This window comes from Psychrobacter sp. SZ93C1 (genome assembly GCF_015864635.1).
Lineage (GTDB): Bacteria > Pseudomonadota > Gammaproteobacteria > Pseudomonadales > Moraxellaceae > Psychrobacter > Psychrobacter fozii.
The window spans coordinates 188,721-209,790 of the sequence record NZ_JADYWY010000004.1; the positions used below are offsets into that span (position 1 = coordinate 188,721).

A 21,070-nucleotide genomic window follows, 5' to 3' on the forward strand; every position below is an offset into this window, starting at 1 on the left:
AGTTATTGTACTGTCTGGCTTTCTCTTAAAGCGTAAGCATATGCTTACGTCAAATAAGGTCTTTAGCCTCTAGTTGTATCAAACTGATTGCCCTACAATACGACCATCAACACAAGGACATGCAAGGATGCAGTGTTGAGACAGTATCAATAAAAGCTCAGGTCAGCCCACTGTCTTATAGTTTACTGTTCATGACTTAGGATAAGTCAACACGGAAATAATAACAACATGAAGCGTTAAAGCCTCGAACCAATCGCCCTAGGTTCGGGGCTTTTCTTTGTGTGTAAAATTCATTCGTTGAAGAGTAATTTTTGGGTTTTATAAAAAATTAGAATATCAGGAATCAGAAAATATTCTCAAACGATATAGTCGGTGAACTACTAAACCGCTACGGCGTTACCCTCCTTAGATGTACTACTTGTACAATCTGCAGTCGGCTGCCTTATACCCATTCTAGAGTTCTTTGACTATAGCTTTTAAAAATGGGGGCTTATCAATAAAAAAAGGGTACATGCATTGGCATGTACCCTTTTTCGAAAAGACTATTTATGTTGTTAATCTATTCGGTAGCTTCTTATCCAAGTACTTGGATATAAGCGCTAGAACGTAACTCTTGTAGCCAGTCTTCTTGAGCCTGTGGTGCTAGGCGTTGGTACAGTGCTTGACGTGCCATATTGCGACGATATTGTTCACTAACGTCCTGATCACGTTTACCATCAACTTTCAAGATATGCCAACCGAACTGGGTCTTGAAAGGAGCAGAATAATCACCGACCGCTGTATTTTTCATGACAGCTTCAAACGGACCGACCATATCCTCTTCACTAACCCAATCAAGATCACCACCGCGACCAGCTGAACCTGGATCATCTGAATAGGTCGATGCTAAACCAGCAAAGTCAGCGCCACTACGTAGCTGTTCATATAAGTCATTGATCTTTTGTTCAGCAAGCGCATCCGTCTGGAGCTCATCAACTTTCACCAAGATGTGACGAGTTTGCCATTGTGGTATCAGCATGGTATCACTGGCTTTCTTATTAGCAAGCTTAATGATATCGATGCCTTCAGGAGTAATTAATGGCTCACTAACCGCACCGACGTCAAGCTTGGTAATTTGGCTTGATAGTTCTGTAGGCAATGAGGCCGCCTTGTGAAAGCCCATATCGCCACCTTGTAGTGGGATAGGATAGCTACCTTGGCTAGCAGCCACAGCTTCCGTGACATTGACATCTGATACGAGCAGGCGAGTGCGTAATGCTTCCGCTACCTTTAATGCTTCTGCACGCTGCGCCTCTGATAAACGGCTATAGTCATCGATGTAAGGCACGCGTACATGAATGGTTTGATATTCACTTTGGTTCAATCGCTTGGCTTCAGGAGAGGCCAAAAATGCATCGATATCCTGCTCGCTGATGCGTACACGATCACTGATTTGACGTTGCTGCAATGCTTGAATAGAGGCGTCTTCGATCAACTGAGCGCGCAGAGCAGCGTAGCTACCAGGTCTTGCTGCATCTAGACGTTGCTGCAATGCTGAGATGCTATTGAGTCCTTCTGCTTGTGCGATTTGACCCAGACGCTGATTGATAGCGGCATCGTCAGGTTTTAGGCCTGAGCGCTTGATCATAGACAGCTGTAACTCGCGTAAGATAAGTGCATTTAACACTTCAGACTGTAGCTGAGCTGAGTTGGCAATTGGCTCGCCAGCAGCTTTAGCACGTGCTTGAGCTTGCGTAATAGCCGCAACCAATTCACTTTTTAAGATAGCATTCTCATTGACTAATGCAATGATGCCGTCTGTGCTATTGGCTGGAGTCAGGCGATTCACGTTGCTTTGTTCAGCATTGGTTGTCGCTTTAGCCGCTGCAGGCTTTACGGTGGCAGCTTGGGCATTGAGACTAAGCACAAGGCCTGCACTCATACCCATAGAAAACAGTACAGCACGGCTGGTTTGACGTACAGAAAAAAATCTCATGATGCTCCTCATCAATGTCATCGCATCGGATGGTAGTTGGTCAACCATATCCATTATATTTTAATAATCATATACTGAATAATCTTGTCCATAATAATGTGATAAATAGTATCACGTAAATAGATAGCTACGCGAGTAATGGGATAGGCTGACTTTATTTAGCCGCTCATTCTTAATTTGTTCAGCTAAGCAACTTATCGGTCTGTCATAAAGTTTTGGTTTTATAACAGACCTTGTAAGAAATCCTAGTTTTTCCACGCAGTTTGTACAGTATCAAAGCCACGTACCTTCTCAGACAGTAAACGCGTCAAACTGCCATTACCACTGCCAAGACCACTTAGTCTAAGCTCTGCCATGATTGCTTGTGTCGGCTCATTGGTAACATCCAAGTCATTATAATAACGACGGCCATAAACGGCAAAACCAAAGCAGCAGTCTTCGTAATCGACACCAACAAGTGCATCAAGCATCTTGCTGTTGCGATAATCATATTGGCCTTGTGTCAATATTCGCCATTTACTATTGATAGGGAATATAGCCGATGCAGTAACGGCAGATAATGGTAGCTGATTGGTGTTCGTATCACTTTGACGCTTTACAAAGCCGACATTAAATAAGCTGTTGTCTGTTGGCTGGTAACGTAGCTCAGTTGTGATAAAGTTTAAGTCATAGCTATTGTCCAATGCACCGTTCACATCGACCCAAACGTTATTATATGGTTGGATACTCGCATCCCAAACCATGCCTGATGATGACGTAGTAAAAACAGGCTCATCATCGGTGAGCGTGACGCGACCATCATCGATATAAAACTGCTCTGCAATACTACCATCGAAACGTGTCACACCCGTTGCATCGATGTAACGATAATTAATCCCTGGCGTAACGGCATGCAAGTCTTGCAAGCGGTCATGACCTAAAAACCAACTGTCCGAAAATAGCTGCTCATAGTTGGTTGAGGCAATACGGGTATTAAAGTTAGGAATGTCATTCTGGTCTTCGTATGGTGCATAAGTGTACTTCAATCGCGGATTGAGTAACTGATAACCACCCATAGTATCGTCAAACGCACCAAATGGTGAACCGGCACGGTATAGATGTAGTCCGGCATCAATGCTGGCTTGCGGTACAAACGCTGATAGACTGCCATCTTCTGCACTTAGCGAGCTATCTTCTAAGCTGTCTTCGTCGTATGCCGTATAGAGATGTTGTAGGCTCAGCTTTGGTTTAATGTAGCCCCACGAAGATTCGATCGGGTAAGCGGCGCTAATTTTATTATAAAGACGTGTACCGCTTTTTTCAGTCTCAGAACCATCATCGATAGATTTTTTAAAGTACGCTGAATCACTAACACCCGTAATTTCAAAGTTATTGTTTGTCGGTATACGGTAGTTCAGCATTAGTTGTGGCAGGCGAGAGTAAGGTTTGTCTTTATCCTCTAGTGCGTCACCATCGCTATCAAAAGCATCCAGTGTTTGAAAGGTCTCGAGTTTTAGCTCACCAGTGACATAGTCGTTATAATAGTTGAGACGGGCACGTCTCGGTAAATTTACCGTACTATCGGATAAACCAAGGGTATCAAAGTCATCCAGGTAGTCCGAATCCGAGACATAGCTGTATTTGAGATCCCCGCTTAAACGCGGAATACTCTTGGATTCCCAAGTATGATCATAAAATAGACTGCTACGATTTTCGTCATCGTACTCGTTATCATTAGGGAGGTATGAACCAGTTACCGTACCTTTCCCATAGTTTTCGGTCAAATAACGAAACTCACCTGATAACATGGGGTTGCGATCAGTATAAATATGGGTATTAAGCGTAGCATCGTAATTGGGTGCCAAATTTAAATAATAAGGTACATCAACTTCAAGACCAGTTTCACTACTAATACCGACATTCGGTAATAAGAAGCCACTACTGCGGCGACTGTCTATTGGGAAGTTAAAATAGGGTAGATAGAATACTGGTATGTCAGCGATACGGAACGTTGTATCGTAAGCTTCACCGCGGCCTGTTTCTGTATCTAAATCAATAGTTTTGGCATCAAACTGCCATTTTCGATTCATGGGTGGGCAGGTACTAAACATGACATCATCTAATTCATAGTGACTGTCATTGGGTCTGTTTAAGCGCTTGGCATAGCCATGTGCTTGTAGATCGACACTAGCAAAAGCCACATTCTCAGCGGTTGATTGTCCCGTTTCCGTGTTGTAGTTCAAGCTGTCAGCGACGCCAATCAGGCCACCTTGTGACGCTCTTTCACTTAAACTGGCTTGAGTATTATTCATAGCCTGATTGGGTACATTATTCCGTGGTACTTTTTGCCCTGTCGCTTGGTCAGTAAACATGACGTTGCCTTGGGCTGCTGCCACACCTTTGCTCAAATCTAGCGAGACTTTTTCTGCTGCTATTTGTTGGGTGCCTTGATTAATAATGACATTACCCGAGAGCTCAGCATAGTCAACGCTGTCGTAATAACCATAGTCCGATTCTGTAAACAGAGGTGCTCGGTTATTTTCTAGACTATTAGTTGCTCCAGCCTCATTGACAGCACGCTGATAATTAGGGTTGCTATGTGGATATACCCATTGACCTTCACAGCGTTGTGAGCTATCTACAGTACGTATCGGTATCTGTAAATTCTTACCAACTTTAGGAATGACCTGAGGACTGGTTGTGTCGACCATACTATCAGCGGTTGGAAGCTCAGTATCGGGTGTTAGCTCATAGAACTCTGCCAAGCGCATTAAGCTGTCTTGAATGCTTTCATCATTTAAATCAAGCTTGTTGGTGTTTTTTGCAGCTTTAGGCGTGCTGGTATCATTACTTTGTGTAGCGGCAATGCTTTTCTGAGTATCGAGTGCTGGTACAAAAGCTGAATTGTTACTGTCTTGATTATCGCTGTCTTGATTATCGCTGTCTTTAATGGCAGTGACTTCTAGAGAGCTGTCATCTAGGGTGTCTTTACTAATGGCACTCTCAGTATTGAACAAGCTGTCATTATTGACAGAGCTATCACTGAGGCCGCTATCGTTAAAAGAGCTGCTATCTAAAGTGCTAACACTTGCAGCCGTATCAATACTATTAATGCCGTCAGTTAAAGTTGAGTCATCAATAGTAGCTTTAGCAGCGACGGCTGCCTGTTGCGATTGTTTGGTTGCAGCAGTAGTCTTTGGACTCTGACTCGCTTGATAGTTAATATCACTATAATCAGGCGTTTGATTGATGTTGCTATTAGCATTAGGCGCTGCTTTAGATATGTAACGTGTACTACTATCGGTGAGGATCGGCGCAGTTTTTTGTGTGTCAGCATCGCTGATTGCAGCATTAACGGCTAGGCTAGATAAGCCTAAGGCGCCAAATAAGATCACGCGAATGCTTTGGTAAAGCGGAGAATATAACAAGGGCACACCTATGATTGCAGAGCCTATTGGATTGCGATACTGAGCTTAGTAGCCGCATTATTGAACAAGGTATAGCAGTTAATAAACGACTAAAAAATCACTAATTGCTAATAGCGATCTCAAGAATTTGAGTGTTTTACATATAATGACGACTAATCATAGTCAAAAAAAACCAAATCAGCTACACTATTTACCAAAATTTATAATATAGCTAGGCTGCTTTTCGAATGATTGCCGAGATTATGCTTAGCGCCGCTAGATATTGAATGATAACTCAATATACTTGTTATAGCAGTTATTGTGGCTCAAGATTTCACCATTTTAACAAGGTTTTGCCTGACTTATCACTACTTTAATTGTTTACGACTTATATTTAACCTGCGATGCCCATTATGACTGACAAACTAACTTTAGAGCCGAACATGACTGATACCAAAACCAATAGTCGCCTACAGCAGCTAGAGAGCTGGTTGCAGCAGATATTTACAGGTAAAAGATTTAACTTGGATAGCCTGCCTGGTGATGCCAGCGCCCGCCAATATCATCGTATTCAACTACCAAAAGATGATGGTAATGGAGCGTTGAATTACATTGTCATGGATTCTGCTGACGAACAAGACGCCATGCGTCAGTTCATTAACGTCGCAAAATTGATGTCACCTGCTATTAATGTACCAGCGATTGTCGCACAAGATGTGACCAAAGGCTTTTTGATCTTACAAGATTTTGGTGCGGTAGAGTTCGCCCATTTGCTTGTTGATGCACCCTCTACTCAAGTGAACGAGTACTATCAATTGGCAATGCAGACGTTGGTCGCATTACAGACCGTACCTGTTGAGACAGCAAAATCTCAGCACCAATTGCCAGATTATGATACGGCGTTATTAGATCGTGAAATGGAGCTGTTTACGGATTGGTTTATACCGTATATCGGGATAGCGCTTGATAAAACGTTGTGGGACAATTTAAAAGTAGCCTTGACGAAAGAGATTTTGCACCAGCCACAAGTCATCGTTCATCGTGATTATCACAGTCGCAATCTGATGCAAGATCAAGCAGACCATTCGCGCTTGGGTGTGATTGATTTTCAAGATGCAGTGGTTGGCTCTTACACCTATGATTTGGTGTCATTGGTACGTGATGCTTATGTTGAATGGCCGGAGCATCAAATATCTGAATGGATGAAAGACTTTTGGCAATTACAGCAGCAAGCAGAACTAACCACAGCTGCTAGTGCGCAACAGTTTGAAAATGATGTCAATGTAATGGGCGTACAGCGTCATCTAAAAGTACTGGGGATTTTCATCCGTTTGTCTGAGCGTGATGGTAAAGACCGCTATTTAGCAGATATTCCTAAAGTGATGAGTGATTTAGTTTTTGAGCTAGAGTGGCTTGGCAAACATGGTAGTGATAGCTTGCAACAAGCACTACTACCATTTAATAAATGGTTTGTGGATACCGTGCTGCCTGCATATCAGCATAAGTTTGTGCAACAGTATATCTAAATCTATTTATCATATTAGCATCTCGAGAGCTTAAAACTCACACATTATAGGAGGGTACATGTCTACCTCTACGATTACACAAGCCATGATTTTGGCAGCGGGCAAGGGTACTCGTCTACGCCCGTTGACGCTTGAGACGCCCAAGCCTTTGGTGGAAGTTGCGGGTCAGCCGCTTATCGTTTGGCACATCAAAGCGCTACAGGCGTCAGGTATCACTGACATTACGATCAATGCGTCGTGGTTGGCTGATAAGCTCATCGATACGTTGGGCGATGGCGCTCAATATGGCGTAAAACTGCATTGGTCAGTAGAAGGCGATGAACCTTTAGAAACGGCAGGTGGTATTTTCCAAGCACTACAAACTGGTAAGCTGCGTGATGAGCCATTTATCTTAGTGAATTCTGATGTTTGGACGACTTATGACTTTACCCAGTTGCAAGACTACACACTGGGTGCGGATCAGCGTGCGCATTTACTCTTGATTGATAATCCGGCGCACAATGATAGTGGAGATTTTGCGATTAATAATGGTCTTGCTAGTGAGAAACCTGTAGGTAATGGTGATAAATATACCTTTGCTGGCATCAGTGTGATGTCGCCTAGATTGGTTGATGGCTTGGTATCAGGTCAGCCAGCAGCGTTGGCACCATTGCTCAAACAAGCGATGCTCAAGTTTCAGATTACCGCTGAAGTTATTACTGACAATTGGATAGATGTGGGCACGCCTGAGCGCTTGGAACAGGTAAACGAGTTTATCGAAAGTAAGGGTGCTAAAAACCACTTAGGTGCATAAGCTCAATAAATTCTTATATGAGTATGCATAAAAAAGCAGCGTTGATTTAATCAACGCTGCTTTTTTATGCGTGTATTTCAATAAATATTAAACACCCATTGCTAGTTTGATTAGCTGTGCGATGGTAAACACAACCAAAAATCCTGCCACATATAGGCCGACAAACCATAGCCATTGTGACTTTTTCTTACTGAGCTTTTTCATGCTCGTCTCCCATTTACGTGTCAATACGCTTTTGAACATCAGTATAGCTACTGCCAATAACAGCAATAGCCAGTGACTGTTTTATCAATTCATATGTCCATGCTTAACGTTCTTACTTATCAGTACATATGCTCATGATCCGTCTTACCCTTAAAGGTGTAATACGCAAAAGCGGTGTAACTCAAAATAATGGGTAGCATAATACCAGCACCAACGAGCATAAAGGACAGTGACGTATCTGCTGCGGCTGCTTCATAAATCGTCATTTGATACGGTACGATATAAGGGAACATGGCAGAACAAACACCGATATAACCCATCAAAAATAGCGCGACAGTCAATAAGAATGGACGGTATTCACGTTCAGTGTTCAAGTCTTTACGCATAATAAAGAATAACACCATGACGATAATAGGCATGGGAGCCAGATATAATAAGTCTGGGAAGTGAAACCATCCGTCGAGTGCATTGATATCTGAAAAATACATAAATACTGTGACGACAATCATGGCGACAACTAAAGCAGATAGCATCCAGCCAGAAACTCTGCGTGCCCAAACTTGTAATTTGTGTTCTGTCTTGATAATAAGCCAGGTAGAGCCAAGTAGGGCATAACCGATAATCATCGCAAAACCGCAGACGATAGAGAAAGGCGTTAGCCAGTCAAACGGCCCACCGGTATACAAGCGATTGCTCGCTTCAAGCCCTTGTACCAATGCCCCAAGCATAATCCCTTGAGAAAAAGTAGCAAGTACTGAGCCGACAAAAAAGCAAGTATCCCAGACATGGCGACGTGTCGAAGATTTAAATCGAAACTCAAATGCTATGCCGCGCAAGATAAGACCAAATAACATCGCTGTCACAGGTAAATAAAGACCCGTCATAATGATACCGTAAGCGACTGGGAAAGCGGCGAACAAGCCACCACCGCCCAATACCAACCATGTCTCATTACCATCCCAAAACGGTGCGATAGAGTTCATGATGCGGCTACGATTTTTATCGGAGCCTGCAAATGGAAATAAAATACCACAGCCTAGATCGAAACCGTCCAGTAAAACATAGACGAAGACTGCGAGAGCGATAAGTCCGCCCCAAATCAAAGGTAAGTCTAATACATCACCGTAGTTAAACATTAGCGTAACCCTCCTTCATCGATGTCATCTGCAGGTTCATCAAGGTCTGTTCTCATTCTGTCGCCAGCACTGGTATCGCCAGTCAACGTGCGACCTTGACCTTCTGTGACAGAATGCTCATAGAAGTTATCTTCAGAAGGGTCTGAATAAGGTTTTGGCCCTTGAGCAATCAAGCGTAGGATATAGAAACTGCCTGCGCCAAAGACAAAGATATACAGCACAATGAAACCAATCAATGTGGTCGCGACTTGCTGTGCAGCGACCGGTGACATACTCTCAGCTGTACGAATCACGCCATACACGGTCCATGGTTGGCGACCCGTTTCAGTCACAAACCAACCGGATAATAATGCAATAAAACCAAGCGGTGTCATCATCATCCACGCACGGTGGAACCAGACACTTTCGGGATTGAATTGCTGTTTTTTGAAGTATTTGTATATGCTGAATAAACCGACCAGCACCATCAACATACCAATAGCAACCATGATACGGAACGCCCAAAACACAATCATAACGTGCGGTTGGTCTTCAGGTGCCCAGTTTTTGAGACCTTTGATTTCACCATCTAATGAATGTGTCAAAATCAAACCAGAGACATATGGAATCTTAACTTCATATTTATTGGTTTGGTTTTCTTGGTCGGGAATCGCAAATAAGCGTAAGGCGGCGCCGCGCTCATCTTCCCAGATACCTTCCATTGCAGCGACTTTGGCTGGTTGATGCTCTAAAGTATTTAGACCATGTTCATCGCCAATCAATACCTGAGCTGGCGCTACAAATATGGCCATAATCATCGCCATACCTAGCATGACACGACCGTGTTTGCGGTGCTCAGTATGTTTTTTGGATTGTAAATAATAAGCACCGATACCCCCAATGACGAATGCAGTTGTCAAAAATGCTGCTGTCATCATATGAGCATAACGGTAAGGGAAAGAAGGATTAAAGATAATCTCAAGCCAGTTGGTTGGGTATAGCAAGCCATCTGCGCCCACCATAAAGCCCTGCGGTGTTTGCATAAAGCTGTTGGCGGCTAAAATCCAAAAACCTGAAATCAGTGTACCGATGGCGACAATTGCGGTTGCAGCAAAATGCATGCGCTTACTTACACGTCCCCAACCAAACAGCATAATCCCTAAGAAAGAAGCCTCTAAGAAGAATGCAGTCAGTACTTCATAGGCGAGTAGTGGGCCTAAGACGTTACCGGCTTTGTCAGAGAATACCGCCCAGTTGGTGCCGAACTGGTAGGACATTACCACACCGGATACGACACCCATACCGAAGACGACAGCGAATATCTTAATCCAATGCTTATAAACTTCGGCATAGATAGGATCGCCCGTTCGAAGCCAACGGAATTCAAGCACCGTCAACCAACTGGCTAGTCCAATAGAAAAAGCAGGAAATACAATATGAAATGAAATAACAAAAGCGAATTGAATACGCGCGAGTAACAACGCGTCCATTTGGTCGATCATAAATGCAGCGAACATAAGCGCTTACCTTTATTTGTTAGCCAAGTAGCGCAAGCTTCCATGATACGCTCAAGTAACTGCCCGCAACCTTTTATACGAGTATCGCGGTCAATAATCAGGTTTTCTTTAGCTGTGAATATTAGCGAGTTAAACCGTTTTATTTATGCTATGACTAAAGCGATTCAACTGAATAAATAATTTATATCCATACAAATTAAGAAATAGTCGTTCATTCAATTACTGTTACTGATGCTTCATTATGCGCCTGCAGCTTTATCGCTACAAGTAAGGCCATGTAACGCATACTTACTAGTAAATATAAATTAGTAAGAATAAGTTAATGCTATATTCCTTATACAATATTATATATTGTAATAAAGTATAAAGAAGGTGTTTTATCGTACTCAGCAGTCTTCAATATCGTCAATGTTCAAAAGAGCCTAAACTATTGATTGAGCTGCTGATGCAGTATACGCCTTAATGTCAAAATAGTTTGAGGGTTTTCTTGAATGCTGTGACCACCGTTAATGACTGTCTCAGAAGCAGCACCGTCTAGATGGGCACTGGTATAAGGGACGATACCGTCAGATAAGCGTTCAGTTAATGCCTGACTGATATTTTCATCGATGGTAACGGCCGCTACAAGCGATTCATCTGTCAGTTTAGTGTTATCAGAATCAGCGTTTTCACTTGTGCTAATAGCCTCACCTCTTGCGTCTTCTTCTATCGCTTGTGACAAGTCGATTCTCGCACCGCCCGGCTGCATTTCTGCCAGTCCTTTGGTGATGTCAGCATCGTTATTGGCAATAATTGAGTGATAAGTAATGCGGTCATTGATGGCGAGATCTTTGGTGAGCTGTATAAAGGAGGATTTATCGCTGAGCTGGCTAGCACCGTTTTGTAGATATAGCGCGCCTAATGGGTTGTCTGCCAAATCGCCTTTCGTTGCAATCGTTGCCAAATTTTCAGTGACGGTTTTCACTAAGCCAACGGGTAAGTAGACAACACGGCGTAGGGCACGCGTGAACCAGCGGTCTGCATAATCAGTACCGCGAAACGGCGCAGACAAAAAGACAGCGGTATCTACTTGTGGTAATGTCTGTAGCTTAAAACGTTCTTGTAGTTGTGCTTCACCAAAAGAAGCTTTGAGTGCGTCGCGGACTTTACGTTTTTCACTATTAGAGAGTATGTTTTGATCATCGAGATTGTCTAAGTCATCGACTAAGTTTTCATCAGACAGCATCATGCGAGCGATCACAGCACCCATGCTATGACTGATAATCACACTGTTTTTGCTCGCGAGATTTTGTCCTGTCGGATCCGTCTGCTGATAAGTGCTGTCAATCAAACGTTGGATTTGGTAACGGTTTTCTAAAATAGGTAAGTTGGTTGGGTAAAATATTTGCCAAACCTGATAGTTGTCACGTAACTTATCATCATTGAGAATATCGTTGGTCAAGTTCACCCACGTTGCAGGGCTAGAGGCCAAGCCATGCAGCATAATCAGCACGCGCTTATTGGGGTCATAAGGCTCGAGCATGAATAGTTTGGGCAGTCTCTCTTCTGGTTGGCGAGTAATCAAATTTAGATAGCCGACGCCATCTAGTTGGTTCTCTGATAGCCATAAGCCATAACCGGCAGAGAAGTTGGCTGCCAGTGGATAGTCATTATTGAGGATATTAACACTTTCGCTTTGATACGGATTATACAGGTGGATGTCGAGTTTACGACTGTCTAGTACTTCTAGCACGCTATCGCCACTAGGTTCAATCAGACCCGTTAACAGTAAGTGGCCTGTGGGATAAATTCGCGAACTTGGTTTACTATCGTCGATATTGTCTTTTTTATCATCCGATTGACCTGANTAATACCCAAGCCTGGACGTTTACTGATTGAGTTTAGTCCAGAGAGACGTAAATCATAAGTAGAGACTAAGTCTGCTAGAGCGGAGGTTTGCTTATGTGCATTTTGCAGATAGCTGTTTTCATTGGGCAAATAAACACCGAGGTCATAGCCATCGACTCGTATCTTCATGACTTTGACTTGGTCGGTAGTCTTGCCTTCTAGAGGTGCACGATTGGCAATAGCCGCCTGCGCGCTGTTATCACGCTTAGTAGAGGCTATTGGTAAATGTTCTATCTGCGGGTCGCCCATCAATTTATCTGAACCATCTACTGCCTTGTAGAGCTGAGTGATGACATCGTTGCTCGCCGCATTATAGATATCTTGGGTCTGAATATCGGTATCGTTTGGAATGCGGTTTGGTGCACTAGAATGGCTACTATCCTGAGCGCCACCTTCAAAATCATGCGCTAAACTGTCATAAAATAGATAGGTATAACTGTATTTTATCGCATTAAACAATCGCTCTTGATAGCCAGTTAGGCAACGACTGGTGTTTTCTTGTTGAGTATTGGCCTCGGTATCACTTAACGGTGCATTGGCATAATAAGGGTCGAGTGGCGGGCGAGAAAGGGCGTTGAGGCAGTCTTGCGATTTGGCAAGCTGTCGAGCCTTTGCGTAATGTAGTTCAGAAAAAATAGCCAGTGAGGAACGGTGATGTTCATCTAAGATGCTATCGGTGAGCTGAGTCAAACATAAATCAAACTGCTGCATACAAGCTTGCTCATTGAGCCCTGCTGATAGAAGTGCTGATGCGGTATCACTACTGAGCTTGTTGTCCGTGACAATGTTGCCACGCTGTGCCGTAATGGTCTTTGCTGAAGCTTGTTTATTCACTGAGACCGTACTACATGCCGGCAATAATGCCATCGCTACTATCAAAGCAACTGAAGTGATCGGTGTGCTTTTTTTATTGGCGTGCGTTACCATATTTTTTATAGGGTTAACGAAAGTCATAGTTCAGTCCAGTTAGTCATCAAGGTATGAGTCAGTAAGCGGTGTACAAGAGAGAGTGTAGCGTAACTTTTGCGATTAAGCTTTTTTATTTTAGGCTTTGTCATTAAGTAATATCGAAGGAATAAGACTATCTATCATTGATACTACTATCGATATTGCTTAATTATATTTACACTTCACCAATCGAATATATTATTCATTTAAGCGGGATAAGAGGCTAATTAGAATAACTGGTTTATTAGTGGACACAAAAAAGCGTCTCCATTTTATATTGAAATAATATCGATATAAAATGAAGACGCTGACTGCTTTGGTCGTAGATTATGTATCAATCATTTTGATCAATACATAAAACCGTTTTAGACACCTGGTTTAACGTTGATGTCAGGTGCTGGTATGTCCCAAATATAGAACTTACCTTCTTCAACAAGTTTTATTTGCTGACCAATCATAGCATTGTTGGGATTTTTACTCTCAAGGCGACGCAGACGCTCTAACGCGCTATCACGACGGTCGCTTAAGACGTCCGACTGTGCCAAGCTTTGCTCTGCTTCGGTATAGCCTAGAGAGACGGCTTTATCTAAGTATTTTTGACCTTCTTTAAAACCGCCGCCTTCTGATAGCATCATGCCATACAAGAAGTTAGCTTCACCGCTATCAGGTTGAAGCTTGATGGCACGATCCACATATTTTCCGCCGCGTATCGTATAGTCTGAACCCAAATCTAGGTTACGTCCCATGCCGTTAAGCTTGGCTGCACGAAGCAGTACATCATAAGAGGCATTTGGTGACAGGGCATAAGGTTCAATCCATTCAGCCAATACTTTGATTTTTTCACGAACATTATATCGTTGTGTACGATTAGGGAAGTTCGGTGGATAATGGCGGGCATTAGGTGACGCCTCTTGGATAAAGTCATCAAGCAGACTCACATCTAATTTGTCAGAGTTAGCGGTTGTTTGTTGTGGAATCAATACGGTCTTTAAAAAGCTCACGTCTGACAACTGTACTTTCGGCGTTGGAATGTTTGCAAGTTGGCCACTACGCAGATCTATACCAGATGTCGTCATTGGACCCGGCTCATAGACATGAGTGCTACCTGTGTACACCGGCTTGGTTGGGGCAGGTGTGACGGTTTGTGGCTGCCCAGAACTCATTGGAAAAAGACTTTGCGTAGGAGCGCTTTGTTGAGTAGCAGCGACAGGGACGTTAATTTGTGGCACTGGTTGAGTGCTTGATTGAGCTGTACTGTCTGCTTTGGGTTGTGCCAAACGAATCACACGTTTACTAGAGTCTACAGCACTAGGGACGGATGTGGCTGCTGCATTGGTTTCAGCTGCATTGACAGGCGCTGATAGCAACATTGTGCATGCGGCTGCCAGTGCGGTCATCGTGACCAGTTTCGAAGACTTGGTAGACACACTGCTAGAGAGCATTGATTTTTTAGTGGTTTTCATAAAGATTGTTACCTTGTTTATTTAGTCGTTATTTAGCAATTAAATGGTCATATAGGTTGTGTCTTTGCTGCAAAATCGTACAAATTTCTCATACCGTAGCAAATTAAGCTTTACGCTATCAGTAGTAGGATTGTTAATAATAAACGTCAAAAACTCGATAGCAGACGCGATAATCAAGCTTATAGTCTCTATTAATCTAGAGTTGGCAATTACATCGTTTACTACTACAAATGATAAGCAGTGGCTTTCATACGGTTGGCCATCCAGCGCATCGTCTTGCGTACAGGCGGTGACAATGCAGCGCCGCCGCTGGCAAGTGCGAGCTCACGATGGTGTAACTCTTCGATATCCATTTGTGCCAGTATCTCTTTTGAGCGTTTGTCATGCTCAGGCAGTTGCTGGATATGATCTTGCAAGTGCTCACTGACTTGTGCTTCTGTCTCTGCGACAAACCCCAAGCTGAACTCATTAGAGATAGCACCAGCTACTGCCCCAAGACTAAAAGACATGCCGTACCATAGTGGCGTAAAGAGACTGGCGTGGCTACCAAGCTCACTTAGACGAGTCTCACACCAAACCAGATGGTCAACTTCCTCTTCGGCAGAGTGTTGCATGGCTTGCTTGACGCCGTGGTCTTTCGCCGCAAAGGCTTGACCGTGATAAAGCCCTTGCGCGCATACTTCACCAGTATGATTGATACGCATCAGCCCTGCGACATGCCGTGCTTCAGTGATGGTCAGCTCAGGAATCTCATCGTTGCTGACTGGTAATGGACGGGTACTAGGGTTTGAGTGCGGTACGACAGCTCGTAATGCCTTATCGACGCCGAGTAAGAACTGGTCAATTTTGGATAAGGGACGTAGGGCCATAATTCACTCCTAATGGCTGTATGTACTATCAAAAGGTACTGTTATTAAAAGGTGCTGTCAAAAAATAAGGTTGTCTGTTTTTCTAAGACAATTATAGTCTCGGCTTCACAAGCATTACTATAGCAAACAATCTAAATTATCAGCACGAATATTATCGGCTCAAAAACATACTGATTACTATAGTAATACTCAATTCAGCTTTAGCATATTTATGGAACGACTTCATCATGCGTTTGAATCACAGCACTTTTGATATGCCTATTGAGCTTAATATATAAAAACGCGCCAAATGCAATATTGAGTAGTCCTGTTGCCAAAAACAGCTGAGGCATGCTCAACGCCAACGTATTTAAGATAACAATCGCGAAAATCGCTGAGGTAACCATAAATATCGCGTTAAAGATATTATTAGCACCAATGATACGCGCACGATGGCTTTTGGGTGCATACGCCTGCATAGACGCATACAAAGGCACAATATATAGACCGCCACTAAAGCCTAAAAAGAACAAGTCTGCAAATACTCGCCAGCTACCACTCATACCCACTAAATCACTGACACTGAGAAAGATGTCATTACTCACGTTGATATTGAGGCCTGATAGTGAGAAATATAAATCGATCGCAAAAATACTTAATCCAGCAATACCAAAAGGTAATAAGCGCAAACTGACTTGGTTTTTGGTCAATGATTTACACAGTAATGAACCAATCGATACGCCAACTGAAAATAGCGTCAATAGGAAAATCACCACTGACTCATCACCATGCAAAATGACTTTGCTAAGCTCTGGCATTTGGGTCAAGAACGTTGCACCATAAAACCAAAACCAGCTGTTGCCAAGGATGACGCAGAATAAAAAAGGTAATGAGTATAAGTAGCGAACCGTGGCCAAACTGGTGGTGAAAATATTCCAGTTGATTTTTAGACTGGGCTGCATCGCTGGCATGGTTGGAATGTAACGTGCTGCCAAATAGCCCAACACGGCTACGATCAGAACGGTCACACTAATCCAATATAGCGACTGCGCCAGTTGTGTGAGGACGCCCGCGATAATCATACCCAGCAGAATAGCTAATGAGGTGCCCATTTGAAACAAACCATTGGCACCAACCAACTCGTCTTCTTTCATCGCTTGCGGCAAGTAGGCGTATTTAATCGGTCCAAAAAAAGTTGAATGGGTACCCATTAAAAACAATGCTACAAATAATAGGGCATACCACTCAAACACGAAACCAACCGCAGCGATCGCCATGATCACAAGTTCAAGCAGTTTGATCAATTGCGTTAGCTTTGACTTTTCGTATTTATCCGCAATTTGCCCTGCCAGCGCTGAAAACAAAAAATAGGGCAAGATAAATAACATCGCGGCTAAGTTATTTAAGATACTGACTTCCATTCCCAACTGACTTGCAGCGGTGTAAGTCAGAACCAGTATGAGCGCTTGCTTAAAAACATTGTCATTAAACGCGCCCAAAAACTGGGTAAAAAACATGGCACTAAACCGGCGGTGCTTAAATAACTGAAACTGATTTGCCATGAAAGTTCCTACAGATAGATCGCGGCTGATAGATTAAAAGGACATACGGAGTGCGGCTTTTAAGATAAAGGTAATTATTAATAGTATCAAAAACTTATCGAAATATAGCATAGGTTTTATTAATATTAGGACGTATAATAGCAAGGCTTTGGTGTAAATACATGCGCCCGACGCTATGATTTCATAATTATCTACGTTATGATTTGTGAATTTTACAGGGTTTTACTGTTATATATAAGTGATGGCAAGCCCCGCTAGCAATACAGTCTACCTACCTATTGATACGATGACGGCACTCAGGACTAAAGTTTGCACTATAGGCCGTAGACTGTCATTATCAAGAGCAAAGGTAGTCAATCAGAATCTCATCCAACTGTTAATAAGTTTATTCACCGGTAAGACTTAGCGATTGCCCTCGTTAATGACATTGTGCCGCGTGAGGTGATAGGAAATAAACATGAACCACCAGCCTTCAACTCTAGCGCGTCCTGTATCGGTTAATCCGTGTGATACCTCTATAAATGTGCCAGATAGTATCAGTGCCCAACGCATGCAAACTTGCCATGCTCAAGCTTGCGATATTCAACCTTGCCAGACTCAAACTTGCCAGACTCAAACTTGCCAGACTCAAACTTGCCAGACTCAAAACGGCCCTCGTATGGCTACGTGCGATGCGCCGCGCATTCACTTTACACGCTCTGCGCTTTTTTCTGCTTTAGCGACCAGCTTTGTCGGTTTTGGTATCGCACCTGCAGCTTTGGCTGATACTGCTATCAATGCAAATACTCCTGCTCAATCCATGACCAATCAAGTAGCGGCCAGTCAGTTAGCCACACTTTTAGATTCAAATGATGATGCTCAGCGCAATATTTTTGATAGTTCGGATGATGAGTTGCTGCAACAAGCCACAGCGATACAGCAGCAGGGTTATCAGATGATGACGCCTGCGCAGATAGATCGTGAACTGGCTGAATTGAATACGCAAAATACCCAAGACATTAATACGATAGATGGCGGTAATAACCGTAATAATGCCAATGGCATCAGTAATAGTGATGTTGATAGTGACTTTACAGCACCAATCGCGACTTTGAATGATACCGCACCTCCTATTGGTTTAGATGTGGATCTTGATGCTGACAGCCTACCATTACCTAGTAATCTTGATACATTGGGTAAGAGTGAAAAAGCCACTGAGCCAACAGCAGCGACTGAATTGGTGTCGAATCCGATAAATATCAGCGGCTCTGTCAGTGCTGAAAGTGTGGACGGTGATAGTGATAGTGATGATGATAATAGCGACAGCGATGCTATTGATAATAGTAATGAGCTAGTCGCGAATACTAGTGATGTGACGGATGTAGAGGGTGCGACAGCAAATATTATCGATCCAGGTGACTATCTGCCAGATTATCAAACAGATACTCAGGTAGCCGTTGAAAATGTCGAACAAACCAATAGACCTGGACCTCGGGAACGTAACAAAGGCAACATCGTAAAGCGCCTTTATAATCGTTTCTTTAATGATGGCGCCATTGCCATACCTAATGTTGAAACGACCATCTATTTACAGGAGGCCACGTCTGAAGATACGGACGATAGCGAACCAAAAGAAACCAAGGCGGATAATGATATCCAGCCAATGAAAAACATTAAAGCCGCACTGGATAACACCACAGTTCAGTCCGTTGCTGACTTTACTGCTGCTTTACCGCGCTTGCGTCAGACGGCACTAGATGCTGCGAAAGCCGTGGGCTACTATGAGGTTACCTTGAGTCTGCGCCAGCCTAGTAGCGATACTTTGGATGTGGTTATTGAAGAGTTGGGTGAGCCAGTACGTGTCGATAGCCGTATTATTGAGATTCGTGGCGAAGGTAGTGAGCAAGAGGAATTTGCAAACTTTGAAAAAGAACTCCCACCACAAGAAGAAGATATCTTCAATCACCGTGTCTACAAAAACAGCAAAGCTGCGCTAGAGTCACTGAGTAATACCTATGGTTATTTTGACCAATATTGGCTAAACAAATCGGTTGATATTATCTTGCCGGATAACACAGCAGACGTCTCTTTGGTCTATGACACGGGCAGTCGTTACCAATTTGATGACGTTGTGTTTTTTACCTATGACCGAGAGACCAATACGTTAACGGAAGACCCTGATAAGCTGCCTGTTGAGCTGCCATTATTGCAGCAGTTGCTTGATTTCAAACCCGGCGATCCATTTTATGCGCCTGATGTGACCAAATTTAGTAATGATTTATCAGCGACTCGTTACTTTAATACAGTGAACGTTGAGTCGATACTACCACCGAACGAAAGTAGTGAAGCCAGCACATTGGCTTTTGATAATACCCCAGTGAATAGCAACGGTACGTCAGAGTCAAATGAAGACGTTAGTAGCGGTAGCATTACTGATGTCATTAATAATGGTAATGAATCTTTAATGACGGCGAACGAGGCACTTGTTAGTGGCGCCAGCGACTCTAATAACGGCAGCGTGGTTAGTGAAAACACAGTCAATGAAGACGATATTGCTGCTATCGAGTTCGAGGCTGATGAAGCAACCCTAGACAAGCTGCAAGCCATTGAACAAAAAGCAGATCGTTTAAGCCGTTTGCCGAACGATCGGGTATTAGATGAAAAACCTCAAGAAGCAGACAACCTGTTAGGTAAAATCAGTGACTCAATCAGTAATGTCGCTCAAAAAATACTGCCTGATGAAAAAAGCCTGCTTTCCGATGAAAGCTTTGTGCCACCGACATTAGCAGGACGTAAAACACCGCAAGAAGTAGCAGAAAGTAAAAAAGTACCGTTGTATGTATTTGTTGCCTCTGACAAACCGCGCGACGCTCAAGTCGGTCTTGGTTACGGTACAGATACTGACGTGAGAGCAACGGCAAAGATAGATTATAACCTGATAAATCGTAAAGGTTATCAGGCTGGTGCGGAAACGGAAGTTTCAAGAATTGCTAAAAATGTGGCGGTCTATGCCAGTCGACCTTGGAAGCATCCACTCAATGATAAGCTAGATGCACGTCTGACTTATGAGGAAGAAGTGATCGACCAAGGCGAAGGCAACTTTGACCTGTCTACTCGAACACTAAAAGCAGCATTGGCACGTAACATCCGTCAAGATAACGGATGGAATCGTAGCTATTCTGTGCGCTACCGTTTGGATGAGTTAGAAACAGGGGTCGATGAAACAGAGTTGGATGATCTGCCTATACGTTTTACGTCTTCAAATCCTAGTCAGCAAGCGTTGTTATTTGGCTATGGTATGAGTAAAACCAGTATAGATAGTGTGACTAATCCGACTCAGGGCATACGTCAGTCTTACTCTATTGAAGCAGGCAGTGAATCAGTTGCTAGTGATACCAATATGGCAATCGTTCGTGCAGGTGTTAGTGGTCTTTATAGCTTCGGCGATGCCGATAAGCATCAAGTATTGGGCAGTCTGAATACGGGCTATATCTGGGCAGATGATTTTTACGAAGTGCCTTATAAATTACGTTTCTTTGCAGGTGGCGACCAGAGTATCCGTGGCTATGACTATGAAAGCTTATCACCACTAGAGAACGGCTATCTGACAGGTGGTCAAATTCTTGCGGTGAGTAGTGCAGAGTATAACTATGAGTTCAAACCGGGTCTTCGTGCAGCATTCTTCACGGATGTGGGTAATGCTTATGACGAAAATTTCGATACTGAGACAAAGGTCGGTGTCGGCGTCGGTATTCGTTGGTCGTCACCTGTGGGCGTGGTGCGAGTCGATGTGGCGGCTGGCGTGACAGAGGAGAGTATTCCCATTAGACTGCACTTCTTTATTGGTTCGCCTTTATAATTGTTTGA

At 43.3% G+C, this 21,070-nt stretch carries 12 protein-coding genes; 3 read left to right on the forward strand and 9 right to left on the reverse strand.

Annotated elements, in window-relative coordinates; all coding sequences use genetic code 11:
• Positions 1 to 574: 574 nt before the first annotated feature.
• Complete coding sequence (locus I6E83_RS07115) at positions 575 to 1,975, reverse strand: peptidylprolyl isomerase (RefSeq protein ID WP_197100765.1); 1,401 nt, start codon at positions 1,973 to 1,975, stop codon at positions 575 to 577.
• A gap of 245 nt (positions 1,976 to 2,220) precedes the next feature.
• Positions 2,221 to 5,382, reverse strand: a complete 3,162-nt coding sequence (gene lptD, locus I6E83_RS07120; protein ID WP_227680858.1) for an LPS-assembly protein LptD — start codon at positions 5,380 to 5,382, stop codon at positions 2,221 to 2,223.
• 392 nt (positions 5,383 to 5,774) lie between these two features.
• On the opposite strand from lptD, the gene I6E83_RS07125 reads away from it, so the two are divergent.
• Positions 5,775 to 6,887 (forward strand): aminoglycoside phosphotransferase family protein, encoded by a 1,113-nt coding sequence (locus I6E83_RS07125; protein ID WP_197100766.1) that lies wholly within the window; start codon positions 5,775 to 5,777, stop codon positions 6,885 to 6,887.
• Positions 6,888 to 6,945: 58 nt separating this feature from the next.
• On the forward strand, positions 6,946 to 7,680 hold the full coding sequence (gene murU / locus I6E83_RS07130) for an N-acetylmuramate alpha-1-phosphate uridylyltransferase MurU (protein WP_197100768.1): 735 nt from the start codon (positions 6,946 to 6,948) through the stop codon (positions 7,678 to 7,680).
• Positions 7,681 to 7,767: 87 nt separating this feature from the next.
• Here the strand turns inward: murU and I6E83_RS14980 are convergent, their stop codons facing one another.
• From I6E83_RS14980 to I6E83_RS07160, 7 genes are all read right to left on the reverse strand, one after another.
• Positions 7,768 to 7,884 carry a DUF2474 domain-containing protein gene (locus I6E83_RS14980; RefSeq protein WP_370463019.1) on the reverse strand — a complete coding sequence of 39 codons (117 nt, stop codon included), beginning with the start codon at positions 7,882 to 7,884 and terminating at the stop codon, positions 7,768 to 7,770.
• 119 nt (positions 7,885 to 8,003) lie between these two features.
• Positions 8,004 to 9,020, reverse strand: coding sequence for a cytochrome d ubiquinol oxidase subunit II (cydB, locus tag I6E83_RS07135; RefSeq protein WP_110922378.1), 1,017 nt, complete (start codon positions 9,018 to 9,020; stop codon positions 8,004 to 8,006).
• Entirely contained in the window at positions 9,020 to 10,516 is a 1,497-nt protein-coding gene (locus I6E83_RS07140) for a cytochrome ubiquinol oxidase subunit I (protein WP_110922379.1), read from the reverse strand. Before I6E83_RS07140 ends, cydB begins: the two co-directional genes overlap by 1 nt.
• Positions 10,517 to 10,943: 427 nt before the next feature.
• Positions 10,944 to 12,248, reverse strand: coding sequence for an esterase/lipase family protein (locus I6E83_RS14725; protein ID WP_227680859.1), 1,305 nt, complete (start codon positions 12,246 to 12,248; stop codon positions 10,944 to 10,946).
• A gap of 1,468 nt (positions 12,249 to 13,716) precedes the next feature.
• Positions 13,717 to 14,814, reverse strand: a complete 1,098-nt coding sequence (locus I6E83_RS07150) for a tetratricopeptide repeat protein (RefSeq protein ID WP_197100770.1) — start codon at positions 14,812 to 14,814, stop codon at positions 13,717 to 13,719.
• 224 nt (positions 14,815 to 15,038) lie between these two features.
• Entirely contained in the window at positions 15,039 to 15,683 is a 645-nt protein-coding gene (gene coq7 / locus I6E83_RS07155) for a 2-polyprenyl-3-methyl-6-methoxy-1,4-benzoquinone monooxygenase (protein ID WP_110922382.1), read from the reverse strand.
• Positions 15,684 to 15,892: 209 nt separating this feature from the next.
• Positions 15,893 to 17,224, reverse strand: coding sequence for an MFS transporter (locus I6E83_RS07160; protein WP_197100771.1), 1,332 nt, complete (start codon positions 17,222 to 17,224; stop codon positions 15,893 to 15,895).
• A gap of 457 nt (positions 17,225 to 17,681) precedes the next feature.
• Here I6E83_RS07160 and I6E83_RS07165 point away from each other — a divergent pair, with 457 nt between their 5' ends.
• Positions 17,682 to 21,062: an autotransporter assembly complex protein TamA gene (locus tag I6E83_RS07165; protein ID WP_227680860.1), complete on the forward strand. Its 3,381-nt coding sequence runs from the start codon at positions 17,682 to 17,684 to the stop codon at positions 21,060 to 21,062.
• Positions 21,063 to 21,070: the final 8 nt, after the last annotated feature.